This is a genomic window from Stenotrophomonas sp. NY11291, from assembly GCF_023277365.1.
GTDB lineage: Bacteria > Pseudomonadota > Gammaproteobacteria > Xanthomonadales > Xanthomonadaceae > Stenotrophomonas > Stenotrophomonas geniculata.
In genome coordinates this window covers 892501-909642 of record NZ_CP096975.1, presented here as the reverse complement: position 1 = coordinate 909642, position 17142 = coordinate 892501, and the positions used below count along the sequence as shown (strand labels likewise).

Sequence of the window (17142 nt, the reverse complement as noted above, 5' to 3'; positions counted from 1 at the left end):
TAGCGGCCGGAGCGGGACAGCTCCGGTTCACGAATTTTTAACCAGTTTGCTATTGCGATGCAACATGTGCCGGCCGTGGCGATGCCCCAGCCGGGCCGGTCGGCACGCGGCGATGCCCGGTAGAATCAGCGGTTTCCCCGTTCAGAGCCGTGCCCACGCCATGACCGACGCTTCCTCCGCCCTGACCCGCCACTACGCCGAGGAACTGGACGCCATCCGCGCCCAGGGCCTGTTCAAGTCCGAACGGATCATCACCAGCCCGCAGTCGGCCGAGATCACCCTCGAGGACGGCCGCAAGGTGCTGAACTTCTGTGCCAACAACTACCTCGGCCTGGCCGACCATCCGGACCTGATCCAGGCCGCCAAGGATGCGCTGGATACCCACGGCTTCGGCATGGCCTCGGTGCGCTTCATCTGCGGTACCCAGGACCTGCACAAGCAGCTGGAGAAGCAGATCGCCGACTTCTTCGGCAAGCAGGACACCATCCTGTACGCGGCCTGCTTCGACGCCAACGGCGGCCTGTTCGAACCGCTGCTCGGCGAGAACGACGCGATCATTTCCGATGCGCTGAACCATGCTTCGATCATCGACGGCGTGCGCCTGTGCAAGGCCAAGCGCTTCCGCTACGCCAACTGCGACATGGCCGACCTGGAAGCGCAGCTGCAGGCCGCCGATGCCGCCGGCTGCAAGACCAAGCTGATCACCACCGACGGCGTGTTCTCGATGGACGGCTTCATCGCGCCGCTGGACGAAATCACCGCGCTGGCGAAGAAGTACAACGCGCTGGTGCACATCGATGAGTGCCACGCCACCGGCTTCCTCGGTGCCACCGGCCGCGGTTCGGCCGAGGTCAAGGGCGTGCTGGAGAAGATCGACATCATCACCGGCACCCTGGGCAAGGCCATGGGCGGCGCACTGGGCGGCTTCACCTGCGCCAGCGCCGAGGTGATCGAGCTGCTGCGCCAGCGTTCGCGGCCCTACCTGTTCTCCAACTCGCTGCCGCCGCATGTGGTTGCCGCCGGCATCAAGGCGTTCGAGATGCTGGCCGCCGCTGACGACCTGCGCGACACCCTGGTGGAGAACACCCGCTACTTCCGCGAAAAGATGGTCGCTGCCGGTTTCGACGTGAAGCCGGGCGTGCACCCGATCAGCCCGGTGATGCTGTACGACGCACCGCTGGCGCAGAAGTTCGCCGAGCGCCTGCTCGAAGAAGGCATCTACGCGATCGGTTTCTTCTTCCCGGTGGTGCCCAAGGGCCAGGCGCGCATCCGCACCCAGATCAGCGCCGCGCACAGCCGTGAGCATCTGGACCGCGCGATCGATGCGTTCACCCGCATCGGTGTCGAGCTGGGCGTGATCAAGGGCTGATCGCCCCGGGGTCGGATCCCCACGGGTAGCGCCGGGCCATGCCCGGCGGTTTCCCCGATAGCCGCGCTATGCGCTCGCCGGGCACGGCCCGGCGCTACCGAAATGACGCGCGACGCGCGTCATTTCTTTTTCTTCTTGCCCTTCGGCTCGTCCTTGCTGGCCACCACCACCGGCTTGGCTGCAGCATCCTGGCCGTTGCCCTTGGCAACGCGGATGCCGTTGGCCTTCATCCAGGCATCGAACTCATCGGCGGTCATCTTCTTGTCGCCGTTGCTCATCAGGAAGCGGTAGCTGCCGCGGCCATCCAGCTCCGGGGTCTTCACTTCCACCACCGGTGTTTCAGCCGGCGTTTCCGCCTTGGCCACCTTCTTGTGGCCACCACAGGCGGTCAGCAGCACCATCGGCAGCAGCAGGCCTGCGCAGCGCAGGGTTTGGTTGAGGGTCGGGTGGTACATGGGCAGGCTCCGTTCGGGAAATTCAGCAACCAAGCGCCCCCTACGCCTGGAACGGTGGCCGGCAACCGCCGGCCGCGGGCGATGATCAGCCCGGTGCAGCGGCCCCCAGCCGCTGCTGGTCACTGACCTCAAGTAGCCGCCATTGCCCCTTGCCGAGATCGCCGAGCTGCAGCCCGCCGATCGCAACCCGGACCAGGCGCAGTACCTGCAGGTCGAAGGCCGCCAACAGGCGGCGGATGTGGCGGTTGCGGCCCTCGTCGAGGACCACCTCCAGCCACGCGGTCTTGTCGCCGCTGCGCAGCACGCGCACGGCCTGGGCGAGGAGGAACTCGCCTTCGTCCTCGACACCGGCGCGCAGCGCAGCCAGGGTGTCCTCGTCGGGCAGGCGGTCCACCTGCACGTGGTAGGTCTTCTGCGGGCCGGTTTCCGGATCGGTCAGATGCGCAGCCCACTGCGGATCGTTGCTGAACAGCAACAGCCCCTCGCTGGCCTTGTCCAACCGCCCGACCGGTGCGATCCACGGCAGCCCGGCGCCATCGAAACAGCGGTAGACGGTGTCGCGGCCACGCTCGTCCTGCGCGGTGGTCACCACCCCGCGCGGCTTGTTGAGCATCAGGTACAGGCGCTGCGGCGCACCCATCGGCTGGCCATCGACCTCGATCGGCGGCGCCGGCTGGCCAATCGGGAACTCGGGATCCCGCACGATGCGGCCGGACACGCGTACGCGGCCCTCGGCGATCCAGCGCGCGGCCTCGCTGCGCGAGCAGACGCCGGCCTTGGACAGCACGCGCGCCAGGCCATGACGGACACCGGCGGCTGTGGCAGCGGGAATCGCACGCCCACGCGGTGCGTGGGAGCGGGCGGCGGGGGCGGCAGGTGGGCGTCGCGTGCGCAAGCCTCTGCTCCCCGCGACGCTTACTTCTTGTCGACCGGCTTGGTCTCAGCCGGTGCTTCGGCTGGAGCCGGGGTGGCGGCCGGAGCCGGACGTGCCTTGACCACACGCACGCCACGCGCCTTCATCCAGGCATCGAACTCTTCAGCGGTCATGCGCTTGCCGTTCTGGCTCATGTCGAAGCGCCAGGGCGTGTTGTCGAATTCGGTCTGCGGCTTGTAGGCCGCCGGATCGTTCGGCTTCACCGCCGGTGCGCTCGGAATGGCCTTGGCGATGTTCTGGCAGCCGTCGATGCGCAGGCGCTGAAGCACCTGGTCCAGCGACTGCGACGGATCGTAGTTGCTGCTCAGCACACCGGCCGGCATGCCCAGCTGGTTGCCACGGATGTAGAGCTCGTCGGCCACCGGCGCAATGGTCGTGGCCGGCAACGGCAGCGGCGAGGCGCTGGTGTTGACCGAGCAATCGACCGCAGCGTGGGCGGCGGGAACCAGGGCCAGCGCCAGGAAGGCGGCCGATGCAGAGCGCAGCATGAAGGGCATCCAGGAAAGGAAGTGACGCGGCGAGTTTAGCAATGCCGCGACAGCTTTCAAGCGCCACTTTCAATGAATACGGCAACTCATTGGTTTTACGAACAAAAACCCGACGAACGGTTGCCTGCGTAGCAGTAGATGCCCGGATTCCGGGCCGCAGAAACAACAAGACCCGGCCGAAGCCGGGTCCTGCTGTGTCCTACAGGCAGAGCGTCAGAACTTAGTTCTGGACGTTCAGCTCGGTACGACGGTTCTTGGCGCGACCTTCCGGGTTGTCCGAACCATCCGGGTTGGTGTTCGGAGCAATCGGACGGCTCTCGCCGTAGCCGATCGGGCCGACCAGGCGACCGGCGTCAACGCCGTTCTTGGTCAGGTAGTTGTACACGGCGGTAGCACGACGCTCCGACAGCTTCTGGTTGTAAGCGTCGGTACCCTTCGAGTCGGTGTGACCGGCAACTTCAACGCGCAGATCCGGGTAACGCTTCAGGATCTCGGTGGCTTCGCTCAGGATCGCCACGGCGTCCGGACGCAGGTTCGACTTGTCGAAGTCGAAGTTGACGCCCTTCAGGTCGATGGAGACCGGCACCGGGCAACCGTCCGGACCGATGGTCTGACCCGGCTGCGAGTTCGGGCACTTGTCGTCGCAGTTGTTGACGCCGTCACCGTCGTCGTCCAGGTCGGCGCAGCTCGGGGCAACCGGAGCCGGAGCCGGAGCAGCCGCGACCGGAGCCGGGCCCAGCGGGATCACGACGCCGACCGAAGCCAGCACGTCGCCGAACCAGTCTTCCTTCGGAGCGGCAACGCTCTGGTCGTCGAAGTCAGCGCGGTAGGCCACTTCGGCGCGGACAGCAACGCGCTTTTCGAAGGTGGTCTGCAGGCCGACGCCCAGCTTGGCGGCAACGTTGCCGTCCTTACGCTGGCGCGGACCATTGGCATTCAGCGCCGGGTACTCTTCTTCCGACTTCTGGTAGCCCAGGCCACCGACGATGTACGGGTTCCAGCCGCGGCCTTCCTTGATGAAGTGGCGACGCAGGTCCAGCGAGACGCCGTACTGCGACCAGTTCAGGTCCTTGTTCGAATCGAAGTTCGGGTTCTGATAGTTCAGCTCACCGTCCAGCGACCAGTTCGGGCTGATGAACTTGCCCAGGCCCAGGGTCACGAACGGAGCGTCATTGGTCAGACGGTCGCTGTCCTGGAAGTTGAAGCCGGCCGAACCGGTCAGGTACCAGCGGTCATCGAACTCCTGCGCCGAAGCTGCCTGGGCAAAAGCCAGGCCGCCCAGCAGCGCGGCAGTAAGGATCTTCTTGTTCATTGAGTACAGCTCCTATTTCGGGGGTATGAAACCGGTAGAGGCATGGGCCAGCACAAGTGCGTCGATGTACGACAGCCGATTCAGCACGCCACCGCCGCGAACATTATGCTCAGGCGGGTGAAGGCCATGTTAACAGTCCCGTAACATGTGAAGTGTTGCGCCCGACCGTCCACCGGTCCGACGTTGAAACCCTATACAGGATGATGAAAATCCGCAAGACCCTCACGCTGCAAGGGTTTGACGGGGTTTAGGCGGGGAAAACGACATATTGCGCAACGTACTGCATCACACGGTTCAGCGTGTTTGCGGAAAGGTGAGGAACCTTATGATGGAGCCACGAACCCAGCCGGAGCCGTGATGAAAGCCGTCGCCCTGAGTCGTGAATCCGCCCCTGCCCTGTGCGATATCCACCTGCCCCCGCCGCTGCCTCCCCGGGGGCGTGACCTGCTGGTCCGGGTCGAGGCGGTTTCGGTCAACCCCGTCGATGGCAAGCAGCGTGCCAGCACGGATCCGGCCACGCTCCAGGCGCCCCGCGTGCTGGGTTGGGACGCCGCCGGCGTGGTCGAGGCGATCGGCGACGAGGCCAGCCTGTTCGCCTCTGGTGACGAGGTCTATTACGCCGGTGATGTCACCCGCCCCGGCTGCAATGCGCAGTACCAGTGGGTGGACGAACGCCTGGTCGCGCGCAAACCCACCACGCTGGATTTCGCTGAGGCCGCAGCGCTGCCGCTGACCACGCTCACCGCCTGGGAGCTGCTGTTCGAGCGCATGCCCCTGCGCCTGGACGATCGCCGCCACGCCGGCCAGCACCTGCTGGTGATCGGCGGTGCGGGCGGGGTCGGCTCGATGGCGATCCAGCTGGCCCGCCATGCGGGTTTCGAGGTGATCGCCACGGCGTCGCGCGAGGCCTCGGCCGACTGGTGCCGGCAGATGGGTGCCCGGCACGTGATCGACCACCGGCAACCGCTTCAGGCCCAGCTGCAGGCGCTGGGCATCGACGCGGTGCAGGTCGCACTCAACCTGGCCGACACCGATCACTACTGGGACGAACTGGGCCTGTTGCTGGCGCCGCAGGGACACGTCGGCCTGATCGTCGAGCCACGTGGGCCGCTGCGGATCGGCGATCCCTACAAGGCCAAGTGCATCGGCATCCACTGGGAGTTCATGTTCGCGCGCTCGCGCTTTGCCACTGCCGACTGCATCGAGCAGCACCGCATCCTCAGCCGCACGGCCAGCATGATCGATGCCGGCCAGCTGCGCGGCACCCTCAGCGAGACGCTGGGCCCGATCAATGCGACAAATCTGGACATCGCGCATCAGCGCCTGGCCGGCGGACGCACGGTGGGCAAGCTGGCGCTGGCAGGCTGGGGCGACTGACGCGTCATGTAGCGCCGAGCCCATGCTCGGCTGGTGGTGCCAGGCAAAGCAGCCGAGCATGGGCTCGGCGCTACAGATTCCGCCTGTAGCGGCGGATTGGTCGGCATCTGTATCTATTGAATTGACTGGATCGGGATTACGGTGGAAACAGATCCCCCGCCCCCGAGACCGCCATGCCCACCGCCCTGCCCCTGCGCATGCTGCAACTGATCACCGGCCTGTTCCTGTACGGCTTCGGCGCATCGCTGATGATCCGTGCCGCCGTCGGCGTGGCGCCCTGGGATGTGCTGTCGCAGGGCATCGCCGCGCAGACGCCGCTCTCGTTCGGGCTGGCCACCAATGTGATCGGTGCGCTGGTGCTGCTGCTGTGGTGGCCGCTGCGGCAGAAGCCGGGCGTTGGCACCGTGCTCAACGTGATGCTGATCGGCCCGTCCGCGCAGTTCGGGCTGTGGCTGCTGCCGCCGGCGGTCGGCCTGGGCTGGCAGCTGGCGATGTTCTGCGCCGGCATGCTGCTGGTCGCGCTGGCCACCGGCCTGTATATCGGCGCCAAGCTGGGCCCTGGCCCGCGCGACGGCCTGATGACCGGCCTACACGCCCGTACCGGCTGGCCGATCTGGAAAGTGCGCAGCCTGATCGAGGGCAGCGTGCTGCTGCTGGGCTGGTGGCTGGGCGGCAATGTCGGCCTCGGCACGCTGGCCTTCGCCCTGCTGATCGGGCCGCTGTGCGGAATGACGCTGGGCTGGTTCGGGATTGGCCGGCCGATGCCCGGACCGCGCCCGGCGAGCGCACAGCGCGGCCACGGGTAGCCGCGTCCCCGGGCATGGCCCGGCGCTACCGATTCGCCAGCCCTTGCTCCGGCCGCCGTTTCGCGGCACGCTTCGCGCTTCCGTACGCAAGCGTATCGACCATGTCGCCAGCCAACGAAAGCGCCTATCCCCACCTGTTCGCCCCGCTGGACCTGGGCTTCACCCAGCTGCGCAACCGCGTATTGATGGGCTCGATGCACACCGGCCTGGAGGATCGCGGCCGCGACTTCCCGCGGCTGGCGGCCTATTTCGCCGAACGCGCCGAGGGCGGCGTCGGCCTGATCGTCACCGGTGGCTTCGCGCCGAATGTAGTGGGCTGGTTGAAGCCGTTCGGCGGCAAGCTGTCCTGGCCGTGGGAAGTACGCCCGCACCGCCAGCTCACCGCCGCCGCGCACCAGCACGGCGCGAAGATCTGCCTGCAGCTGCTGCATGCCGGCCGCTATGCCTACCACCCTTTGTCGGTGGCGCCGTCGAAGCTGAAGGCACCGATCAACCCGTTCACCCCGCGCGCGCTCTCGGCCAGCGGCGTCGAGCGCCATATCGCCGACTACGCACGCAGCGCGAAGCTGGCCCGCGAGGCCGGCTACGACGGCGTGGAAGTGATGGGCTCGGAGGGCTACCTCATCAACGAGTTCATCGCCCCGCGCACCAACAAGCGCACCGATGCCTGGGGTGGCGACGCGCGCCAGCGCATGCGCTTCGCGGTGGAGATCGTGCGCCGTATCCGCGAGGCCTGCGGCCCGGACTTCATCATCATCTACCGCCTGTCGCTGGTGGATCTGGTGGACGACGGCAGCAACTGGGACGAGATCGTGCAGCAGGCGCAGGCCATCGAGGCGGCCGGCGCAACGATCATCAATTCCGGCATCGGCTGGCACGAAGCGCGCATCCCGACCATCGCCACCTCGGTGCCGCGCGCTGCCTTCGCCGGGGTCACCGCCAAGCTCAAGCCACATGTGAAAGTGCCGCTGGTGGCGACCAACCGCATCAACATGCCCGACGTCGCCGAGCGCATCCTCGCCGATGGCGGCGCCGACATGGTGTCGCTGGCGCGGCCGCTGCTGGCCGACCCGCAGTGGCCGAACAAGGCCCGTGCCGGCCGCGCCGAGGCGATCAACACCTGCATCGCCTGCAACCAGGCCTGCCTGGACCACGTGTTCGAGAACAAGCTGGCCAGTTGCCTGGTCAACCCGCGCGCCGCGCACGAGACCGAGCTGGTCTACCGCCCCACCACTACGCCGAAGAAGGTTGCCGTGGTCGGTGCAGGCCCCGCCGGCCTGGCCTGTGCCACCGTCGCTGCCCAGCGCGGCCACCAGGTCACCCTGTTCGATGCCAACGAGGAGATCGGCGGGCAGTTCAACGTGGCCAAGCGCATCCCCGGCAAGGAAGAGTTCTACGAGACCCTGCGCTACTTCCGCCACACGCTGCAGGAGACCGGCGTGCAGCTGCGCCTCGGCACCCGTGCTGATGCCGCCAACCTGGCCGGCTTCGACGAGGTGGTGCTGGCCACCGGCATCACCCCGCGCAAGGTCGATTTCCCCGGCGCCGACCACGCCAAGGTGGTCAGCTATCTGGACGTGCTGCTGGGGCGGGTCGAAGTGGGCGCCAATGCGGCGATCATCGGCGCCGGCGGCATCGGCTTCGATGTCGGCGAATTCCTCAGCCACGCCGGTGAGTCGCCCTCGCTGGACCCGCAGCGCTGGATGGCCGAATGGGGCGTGGACAGCACGTTCGAGGCCCGCGGCTCGCTGACCAGGCCGCAGGCAGAAGCCTCGCCGCGCCGGCTGTGGCTGCTGCAGCGCAGCCCGGGCAAGCCCGGCGCGCGACTGGGCAAGACCACCGGCTGGATCCATCGCGCCACGCTGAAGGCCAAGGGCGTGCGCATGCTCGGCGGCGTCGAGTACCTGGGCGTGGACGACGAGGGCCTGCGCATCCGCGTGGAAGGCAGCGAACAGCTGCTGCCGGTCGACCATGTGGTGATCTGCGCCGGGCAGGAACCGAACCGCGCATTGCAGGCCGAACTGCAGGCCGCCGGCATCAACGCGCAGCTGATCGGCGGCGCCGATGTGGCCGCCGAACTGGATGCGAAGCGGGCGATCGACCAGGGCAGCCGGGTCGCCGCTGCGCTCTGATGAGGGCCTGAATGGGGGGCGGAATGTGATTTCCGTCACCCCTGCCGAACCTGAATGTCAAGCCGCACGGTTCACGATGCGTTCGGCTATCCCCCCCTACCTTGCGCCATCTTTCCGCTCACCAGCCAGTTTCCGGTGAGCCGGCGCAGCCCCCTCGATCGGTACTGATCGTTTCTTTTGGGGCTGCCCACGGGGCGGCCCCGATGGCCGCCTCCCCATGACGCCAAGTCGTACCCCGCCTCCTGTCGCCCCCGCGGCAGGAACCGGAGGGTGCGGCCCACACGGAGCAAGGAGTTATATGAAACTGGCCTGGATTCTCTGGCTGTCGCAGTTGTTGCCGCAGCCGGCCGCTGATTCATTGTGTTTGAGCACCACCGTTTACCTGGAAGCCCGCGACCAGACCCTGCGGGGCCAGCAGGCCGTCGCCGAGGTCGCCCTGCGCCGTCTCGACAGTGGCCTGTGGGGCGACTCGATGTGCCAGGTGGTCACCGCGCGCAAGCAGTTCGCACCGACCATCGTCTCCCCCGGTACCCAGCTGGGCAACGACGCGGCCTGGAGCGAGGCGATGAACGTGGCCTTCGACGCCGAGCGCAACTGGGCGCTGCCGGCCGGCGAGCGCCGCGAGATCGTGCCCGGTGCCAGCCACTTCGCCGCGCTGTCCATCGCCAGCCCGAACTGGCGCAATGCGTACCAGGTGGCCACCATCGGCGATCACACCTTCTACAAGGTGCAGAACCTCAAGCCGCGGCAGTCGTAACGATCCGTGCTGGCGGCAGCGTTGCCGCCCGCGGGCAGGCTCTGGGATAGTGGGCGTTTCCCGCCCGCATCACCTGGAGTTCCCATGAAGCTGTACAGCAAGCCCGGTGCCTGTTCCACCGCCGACCACATCGCCCTGCAGTGGACCGGCCAGCCGTTCGAGGTTGAACTGCTGAACAAGGACACCCTGAAGGGGCCGGAATTCCTCAAGATCAATCCGGCCGGTGCCGTCCCCGCACTGGTCGACGGCGACTTCGTGCTGCTGCAGAACGCCGCGATCATGGGCTATATCGCCGACACCTACCCGCAGGCCGGCCTCGGCGGCGATGGCAGCCCGCGCCAGCGCGCCGAAGCCACCCGCTGGCTGGCCTTCGTCAATTCCGATGTGCATCCGGCCTTCTCGCCGCTGTTCGCGCCGGGCAAGTTCATCGCCGACGAGAGCCAGTTCGATGCGATCCGCGCCGCCGCGCACAAGCGCCTGCGTGGCCTGTTCGAGACCGCCGACAAGCAGCTGGCCGACAAGCCGTGGCTGGCCGGCTTCCGCAGCTTCGCCGATCCGTACTTCTACATCACCCTGCGCTGGGCCGCCGGCACCAAGGTCGACCTGTCCGGCCTGGACAACCTGGCCGCCTACAAGGCGCGCATGGATGCCGACGCCGGCGTGCAGGCCGCGCTGAAGGCTGAAGGCCTGGCCTGATCTTGACCTGGGGTCGGATCCGTCTGCGCAGCAGGCGGCTCTGACCCCCTCGGTTCCAGCAGCGTGATCAGCCGATCTGGCGGATCACTTCGCCCTTGGCATCGCGCAGGCAGGTCGGCACCACTTCGATGCGCAGCGCCTCCACCACCGGGTAGATACCGCGCTCGGCACGCACGCCCGCCAGGGCCCGCAATCCCGCCTCGTCCAGTGCCCAGCGCGCGTTGTCGGCGGAGACGTCGCCCACTTCACCGCCCCTGGCCGGAACGAACTCCCACTGCCGCTCGCGGCTGACCAGTTCCAGCGATCTGCCGTGGCGCAGGCGCAGCGGCAGCAGCTCGCACACGCTGGCGACCTGGCCGGCCCCCAGCACCAGGGTGGTGACGCCCGCCTCCTGCCGCCAATCCAGTGTCTCGATGAACAACATGCCGGTACTGGAGCCCTCGCGCTCGCTGCCGGCCTGCACCTGTGCGGCCAGCGCCGGTTCCTCCAGCAGGTTGCCGCGATGCAGGTCGCTGATCCACAGCGGCATCGCCGGTTGCAGCGCCTGCAGCACGCCGCGCGTCGACCAGCGCTTGACCGCTTCCATCTCCTCATCGGTCAGCCCGACCAGCTGCAGGAACTGCAGGTGGCCATTGGCGGTGTCGCGTGCGGGCAACTGCGGATCCGCGACGAAGGCCAGATGGCACAAGCGCGTGCCGGTCTCCAGCGCGATCGGGCCGTTGGCATTGAGATGGTGACCGTCCTCGAACACGTTGCCACTGCCGAACACATAGCGCGCCAGGTTCTGCAGCAGGTTCATCGGCCACACCGGCGGGGTGCTACCGGCGTTCTCACCGGCGTCGGCAGCGAGGCGGAAGGTCAGCTCGAAACCATAGCCGCTGGTGGCGGCATCACTGCTCTCCTTGGCATACAGTTCGGAGAAGCCATAAGTGATGTAGTGCCAGTGGGGTACAGGCGCATCCGCCCAGTACACGCTGATGCCATCGAGAGGATCCTGGCCACCGAGCGTGTACGGCAGCGCGGTGCCGAAGTGACGCGGCTCCTGCCCGGCATACAGGGGCGCCAGCGCCGCATTGATCGCGTCCCAGCCAGGGGTGTCGGTGTCGTCGTGGTCGTCCTGCACGCGGGACTCCTTGTGGGGGAAGTGAACCGATCACTTTACGCGGTGGCTCAGGCCTGCACGACCTCGCCACCACCATTGACCACGGCAGCCTGGGTTTCCTGCCACCAGCGCTGCGCCAGCGCCGGACTGCGCGCCTTGCCCACCGCCGCCAGCAGTTCCGGGCACAGGCGTTCCAGCGCCAGCGCATCGGTGCAGCGTTCGATCTTCAACTGCATGAAGTAGCCCTTCAGGCCCAGGTGGCGGCGTACCGCCTCGCTCATCGCGTCGTACAGCTGCTGGTACAGCGCCGGGTCCTGTTCGCGCCCGGTGCTGATGCCGCGCAGCGGTGTCACCTCGGCACTTCCGCCGATCACTTCGATCAGGCCCTGCGCTGACAATTGCTCCAGTGCGTCGGGCGGCGCACGCAGGCCTTCGAACAGGCCGCGCAATTCAGTGTCATCGCGATGGCCGTCGACCATCAGCAGGATCGAACGCAGTGCCGCCGGCAGGCGCCGGCCACGGTCTTCGATTTCCTGACGGCCAGCCGCCGTCTTGGCGTGCAGCAATGCCATTGCCTCCCCCTCCCTCGATGCGCAATGCCGGCGCGCCCTGGCGGGCACGCTCCCCTGCAACCGAGCTTAGCGCACCGGTTGCAGGGAGGAAGCTGCGGTGCAGCAACGGCCTCCCCTGTAGAGCCGAGCCCATGCTCGGCTGCTTTGGCAAGGCATGCGGAGCCGAGCATCGGCTCGGCTCTGCAGAAGCAGGTCAGCGGCCCAGCGCGCGGCGGATTTCCTCCAGCGCGCTGGGATCATCCAGCGTCGACAGGTCACCCGGGTCGCGCTGTTCGGCCAACGCCTGCAACGAGCGCCGCAGCAGCTTGCCCGAACGGGTCTTGGGCAGTGCATTGACCACGTGCACATGCGCCGGGCGCGCTACCGCACCAAGCGAAGTCGTCACCGTCGCCATCATCTCGGCCACCACCGGCGCCGGATCCTCGCCATCGAGCCCCTGCTTGAGGGTGACGAACACCAGCGGCACCTGCCCCTTCAGTTCGTCCTTGACCCCGATCACGGCAGCCTCGGCCACGCGCGGATGGCTGGAAATGGCCTCCTCGATCTCGCGCGTGCCCAGGCGGTGCCCGGCCACGTTGATCACATCGTCAGTGCGGCCGAGGATGAAGGTGTAACCATCATCATCGCGGATCGCCCAGTCCAGCGAGCTGTACAGCAGTTCCTTGAAGTGGCTGAAGTAGCTCTGCAGGAAGCGGCTGTCATCATTCCACACCGTGCTCATGCAGCCCGGCGGCAACGGCGGCGACACCACCAGCACGCCCTTCTGCCCCGGTGCGACTTCCTCACCGGTGTTCTCGTCGATCACCTTCATCCGATAGCCGAGATTGGGGAAACCCGGCGAACCGAAGCGCACCGGCTTCATCTCCAGGCCCGGCAGCAGGGTCAGTGCCGGCCAGCCGGTTTCGGTCTGCCAGTAGTTGTCGATGATCGGCTTGCCGAGCGCTTCGCTGATCCAGTGCGCGGTCGGTTCATCCAGCGGCTCACCGGCCAGGAACAGGTACTTCAGCGCGCCCAGGTCATGCCGGTGGATGAAGTCCGCGTCGTGCTTCTTCAGCACGCGGATGGCGGTAGGCGAAGAGAACATCGTACGCACGTTGTACTGCTCGCACAGCGCCCACCAGATGCCCGGATCGGGGTTGGTCGGCAGCCCTTCGTACAGCAGCGAGGTGCAGCCACCGATCAGCGGGCCGTAGACGTTGTAGGAATGGCCGACGGCCCAGCCGACGTCGGAGGTGGAAAACATCACCTGCCCTGGCTTGCAGTCGAACACGGTTTCCATCGACTGCGCCATCGCCACCGCATAGCCACCGACATCACGCTGCACGCCCTTCGGCTTGCCGGTGGTGCCGGAGGTATACAGCAGGTAGCTCGGTTCGCTTGCTTCCAGCCATTGCACCGGCACATCGACTTCCCCGATCTGCGCGCGCAACGTGGCGTACTCCACGTCACGGCCCGGCACGCGCGGTTCGGCTGCGTCCAGTCCGCGCGACACGATCAGCACGTGCGGTGGTGGCGAGGCCGCTTCGGCGCAGGCGGCGTCGACCATCGGCTTGTACGGAATCAGCTTGCCACCGCGCATGCCGGCATCGGCGGCGATGAGCAGCCTGGGCTTCGCATCGTCGATGCGCAGCGCCAGGTTGTGCGCGGCGAAGCCACCAAACACCACCGAGTGCACCGCACCGATGCGCGCGCAGGCGAGCATCGCGAACACGGCTTCGGCCATGTTCGGCATGTAGATCACCACGCGGTCACCGTGACCGACGCCGAGGTGCTTGAGCACGGCGGCGAAGTCGTTCACTTCGCGGTACAGCTGGCGATAGGTGATCTCACGCGTGTTGTTGGTTTCGGTGGAGATGGCGACCAGCGCGAGCTGGTCGGCGCGCTCGGCCAGGTGGCGATCCACGGCGTTGTAGCAGAGATTGGTTTCACCACCGACGAACCAGCGCCGGAACGGCGGGTTGCTGTAGTCGAGCACCTGCTGCGGCGGTTTGTGCCAATGGATGCGCTTGGCTTCCTCGCCCCAGAAGGCCTCCGGCTCGTCGATCGAGCGACGGTAGGTTTCCTCGTAGTTCATGACGCAGCCCTCCCAGACAAAGTCATGGGTTCGAGGATAGTCCGGCGCTGGCGAGCGGGCCGCCCTACCTTGGTAGGGGGGTGGGTTTGTTCTGCAGGGCTTGCAGCCCTGCACCTGCAGAAGCCGAAGCAACAGCAGAAGCTGGCTTACCGGGGATGGCGGGGCGGGTCCGGTTGCGGGGGACGCCGTGAATCCGTCCATGGAGGCTCGGTCGCCGCATCCATGCGGCTCACGCCCCCGCAACCGGACCCACCCCGCCTTCGACAGTTCCCCGCGATCTTTCGGGCTGGCATTGCCTGCTCTTGGTGGGTGTCGACCTTGGTCGACACGCTCGATCCACGCCATGCGCGGATGAATTCCATTCGATTCGATTTCTGACAGATGTGTCGACCAAGGTCGACACCTACCAACGACCACGGAAATCTGTCGAAGGCGGGGCACTGTGGGTGTGCGGGGTGTGAGCGGCATGAATGCCGCGACCAAGCCCCCATGGATGGGTTCACGGCGTCCCCGCACACCCACAGTGCCCCGCCATCCCGCGGAATGCCGCTTTAGTTTTTGACGTTGCTGTTGCTGTTGCCTGAAAGCTTCGGCAGGTGCAGGGCTGCAAGCCCTGCCGGCCCCTAGAACGGAGCCGCGGACTCGAACGCGAGCGCCTCGCCCGTCAGCGGATGCGTAAACCGCAGGCTGCGCGCATGCAGATGCACGCGTTGCGCCGGTGCCGCGTCATACAGCACATCGCCGAAGATCGGATGGCCAAGGCTGGCCATGTGCAGGCGCAGCTGATGGCTGCGGCCGGTGATCGGTTCCAGTTCCACGCGCGTGCGCTGCGCTTCAACATCACGAGCCAACACGCGCCAACGCGTCAGCGCCGGCTTGCCGCGCTCATGGTCGACCATCTGCTTCGGCCGGTTCGGCCAGTCCACGATCAATGGCAGGTCCACTTCGCCGGCATCACCCTGGAGCAGCCCCTGCACCACCGCTTCATACCGCTTGCCGACCTGGCGCTGCTCGAACTGCATCGACAATGCGGCCTGCATCTTCTTGCCTCGCGCGTGCAGCAGCAGGCCGGAGGTGACCTGATCCAGCCGATGCACCGTCAACGCATCCGGGTACAGCGCCTGCAGGCGCGCGACCACGCAGTCCTGGTTCTCGGCGCTGCGGCCGGGCACGGACAGCAGGCCGGCCGGCTTCTCGGCCACCAGCAGCGCGTCGTCGATGTAGTGCAGGTGGATCATGCGATTCCAGGAATTCCAAACGAAAACGGGGAAGCCGAAGCCTCCCCGTCTTCTGCGGTGAGCGTACCGACCAACGGTCGGTACCCACCATCGCGGTGGAGGTACCGGCCGTGGCCGGTACCGCCTGCATCAGCCCAGCAGGTGGGCGACGCCGGCGCGCTCTTCTTCCAGCTCGGCCAGGGTCTTGTCGATGTACTTCTGGCTGAAGTCGTCGATCGGCAGATCCTTGACCAGGGTGTACTTGCCGTTCTCGGTGGTCACTGCGAAGCCGAAGATCACGCCTTCCGGAATGCCGTAGGAACCGTCGGACGGCACGCCCATGGTGACCCACTTGCCGTTGCTGCCCAGCACCCAGTCACGCACATGGTCGATGGCAGCGTTGGCGGCCGAAGCAGCCGAGGACGAGCCACGGGCTTCGATGATCGCCGCGCCGCGCTTGCCCACGGTCGGGATGAAGGTGTTGGCGTTCCACTCCTGGTCGTTGATCGCATCGGCGATCGATGCGCCATCGGCGGTGGCGAAACGGTAATCCGGGTACATGGTCGGGCTGTGGTTGCCCCACACGACCAGCTTCTCCATGCCACCGACCGGCTTGCCCAGCTTGGTCGACAGCTGGCTCAGCGCGCGGTTGTGGTCCAGGCGCAGCATGGCGGTGAAGTTTTCCGGCTTCAGGTCCGGCGCCGACTTCATGGCGATGTAGGCGTTGGTGTTGGCCGGGTTGCCGACCACCAGCACCTTCACGTCACGGCTGGCGACCTTGTTCAGCGCTGCGCCCTGGGCGGTGAAGATCTTGGCGTTTTCCAGCAGCAGGTCCTTGCGCTCCATGCCCGGGCCACGCGGACGTGCGCCGACCAGCAGGGCGATGTCGGCGTCCTTGAACGCGACTTCGGCGTCATCGGTGCCGACCATGCCGGCCAGCAGCGGGAAGGCGCAGTCTTCCAGCTCCATCATCACGCCCTTCAGGGCGGCCTGGGCCTTGTCGACCGGCAGTTCCAGCAGCTGCAGGATGACCGGCTGGTCCTTGCCCAGCATTTCGCCGGAGGCGATGCGGAACAGCAGGGCATAACCGATCTGGCCGGCGGCGCCGGTCACGGCAACACGAACGGGTGCTTTCATGGGGGTTTCCTCTTGCTTGCAAGCGTTTGATGGGACGCCGCGGGCGTGGCCACGCTGGCCTGGCGGGCGGCGGGGAACAGGGAAACGGCCACCCGTGGGTGGCCGTCTCGAAGGGGGGTCAGGCGGCGAGGTGCTTGTTCCACTCCGCGACGCGCTCGGCCTGGGCGGCCAGCACGGCGTCGACGTCGCCTTCCAGGGTGATCGAATGGATCACGTCGCCCTGCTTGACCGAATCGACGATGGCCTGGCCTTCCAGGACCTTGCCGAAGACGGTGTGGCGGCCGTCCAGCCAGTCGGTCTTGATGTGGGTGATGAAGAACTGGCTGCCGTTGGTGTTCGGGCCGGCGTTGGCCATCGACAGCGAGCCGACCTCGTGCTTCACGCCATTCTTCTCGTCTTCGAACTTGTAGCCCGGGCCGCCGGTGCCACGACCCTGCGGGCAGCCGCCCTGGATCATGAAGTCGGCGATCACGCGGTGGAAGATCAGGCCGTCATAGAAACCGTGCTTGACCAGGTTCACGAAGTTGGCCACGGTCAGCGGCGCCTTGTCGGCGAACAGCTCGACCTTGATCGGGCCCTGGGTGGTGTCGAAAGTGGCGATGAGGGACATGAAGATCCTTGATGCAGAGGGGAACGCGTCTAGCCACCTAGTTTACACCTGCCTCGTGGCGGCGGCGGCTTCGACCATGGGCGCAGATCCGGGCTTCAGCCGCC

Annotated in this window: 16 protein-coding genes; 6 read left to right on the top strand and 10 right to left on the bottom strand. The window is 66.9% G+C overall.

Annotated features, from left to right (window positions below):
- Positions 1-160 precede the first annotated feature (160 nt).
- Positions 161-1369, top strand: a complete 1209-nt coding sequence (kbl, locus tag M1L61_RS04145; RefSeq protein ID WP_005408238.1) for a glycine C-acetyltransferase — start codon at positions 161-163, stop codon at positions 1367-1369.
- A gap of 119 nt (positions 1370-1488) precedes the next feature.
- On the opposite strand, the gene M1L61_RS04140 is transcribed toward kbl, so the two are convergent.
- From M1L61_RS04140 to M1L61_RS04125, 4 genes are all read right to left on the bottom strand, one after another.
- Positions 1489-1824: a hypothetical protein gene (locus tag M1L61_RS04140; protein ID WP_005412356.1), complete on the bottom strand. Its 336-nt coding sequence runs from the start codon at positions 1822-1824 to the stop codon at positions 1489-1491.
- An 85-nt stretch (positions 1825-1909) separates the two neighbouring features.
- Positions 1910-2656: a pseudouridine synthase gene (locus tag M1L61_RS04135; protein WP_224329374.1), complete on the bottom strand. Its 747-nt coding sequence runs from the start codon at positions 2654-2656 to the stop codon at positions 1910-1912.
- A gap of 83 nt (positions 2657-2739) precedes the next feature.
- A complete protein-coding gene (locus M1L61_RS04130; protein WP_010483956.1) occupies positions 2740-3246 on the bottom strand; it encodes a hypothetical protein in 507 nt (168 codons plus the stop codon).
- A 220-nt stretch (positions 3247-3466) separates the two neighbouring features.
- Positions 3467-4558, bottom strand: a complete 1092-nt coding sequence (locus tag M1L61_RS04125) for an OmpA family protein (RefSeq protein ID WP_010483958.1) — start codon at positions 4556-4558, stop codon at positions 3467-3469.
- Between the two features lie 357 nt (positions 4559-4915).
- Here M1L61_RS04125 and M1L61_RS04120 point away from each other — a divergent pair, with 357 nt between their 5' ends.
- From M1L61_RS04120 to M1L61_RS04100, 5 genes are all read left to right on the top strand, one after another.
- Positions 4916-5935, top strand: coding sequence for a zinc-binding alcohol dehydrogenase family protein (locus M1L61_RS04120; protein WP_043401399.1), 1020 nt, complete (start codon positions 4916-4918; stop codon positions 5933-5935).
- 173 nt (positions 5936-6108) lie between these two features.
- Positions 6109-6741 (top strand): hypothetical protein, encoded by a 633-nt coding sequence (locus M1L61_RS04115; protein WP_248854363.1) that lies wholly within the window; start codon positions 6109-6111, stop codon positions 6739-6741.
- A 101-nt stretch (positions 6742-6842) separates the two neighbouring features.
- Positions 6843-8873 (top strand): NADPH-dependent 2,4-dienoyl-CoA reductase, encoded by a 2031-nt coding sequence (locus M1L61_RS04110; protein WP_248854362.1) that lies wholly within the window; start codon positions 6843-6845, stop codon positions 8871-8873.
- A gap of 298 nt (positions 8874-9171) precedes the next feature.
- Positions 9172-9630: a cell wall hydrolase gene (locus M1L61_RS04105; protein WP_004154513.1), complete on the top strand. Its 459-nt coding sequence runs from the start codon at positions 9172-9174 to the stop codon at positions 9628-9630.
- A gap of 84 nt (positions 9631-9714) precedes the next feature.
- Positions 9715-10326 carry a glutathione S-transferase N-terminal domain-containing protein gene (locus tag M1L61_RS04100; protein ID WP_010483964.1) on the top strand — a complete coding sequence of 204 codons (612 nt, stop codon included), beginning with the start codon at positions 9715-9717 and terminating at the stop codon, positions 10324-10326.
- 67 nt (positions 10327-10393) lie between these two features.
- Here M1L61_RS04100 and M1L61_RS04095 read toward each other — a convergent pair whose 3' ends face one another.
- The 6 genes from M1L61_RS04095 to M1L61_RS04070 form a co-directional block, all read right to left on the bottom strand.
- Positions 10394-11449 (bottom strand): suppressor of fused domain protein, encoded by a 1056-nt coding sequence (locus M1L61_RS04095; protein ID WP_049454874.1) that lies wholly within the window; start codon positions 11447-11449, stop codon positions 10394-10396.
- A 47-nt stretch (positions 11450-11496) separates the two neighbouring features.
- A complete protein-coding gene (locus M1L61_RS04090) occupies positions 11497-12000 on the bottom strand; it encodes a hypothetical protein (RefSeq protein WP_010483966.1) in 504 nt (167 codons plus the stop codon).
- A gap of 193 nt (positions 12001-12193) precedes the next feature.
- Positions 12194-14074 (bottom strand): propionate--CoA ligase, encoded by a 1881-nt coding sequence (prpE, locus tag M1L61_RS04085; protein ID WP_248854361.1) that lies wholly within the window; start codon positions 14072-14074, stop codon positions 12194-12196.
- A 623-nt stretch (positions 14075-14697) separates the two neighbouring features.
- Positions 14698-15312: an RluA family pseudouridine synthase gene (locus M1L61_RS04080; RefSeq protein WP_248854360.1), complete on the bottom strand. Its 615-nt coding sequence runs from the start codon at positions 15310-15312 to the stop codon at positions 14698-14700.
- A gap of 129 nt (positions 15313-15441) precedes the next feature.
- A complete protein-coding gene (locus M1L61_RS04075; RefSeq protein WP_004153634.1) occupies positions 15442-16428 on the bottom strand; it encodes a malate dehydrogenase in 987 nt (328 codons plus the stop codon).
- Positions 16429-16546: 118 nt separating this feature from the next.
- Entirely contained in the window at positions 16547-17038 is a 492-nt protein-coding gene (locus tag M1L61_RS04070; protein WP_004153629.1) for a peptidylprolyl isomerase, read from the bottom strand.
- Positions 17039-17142: the final 104 nt, after the last annotated feature.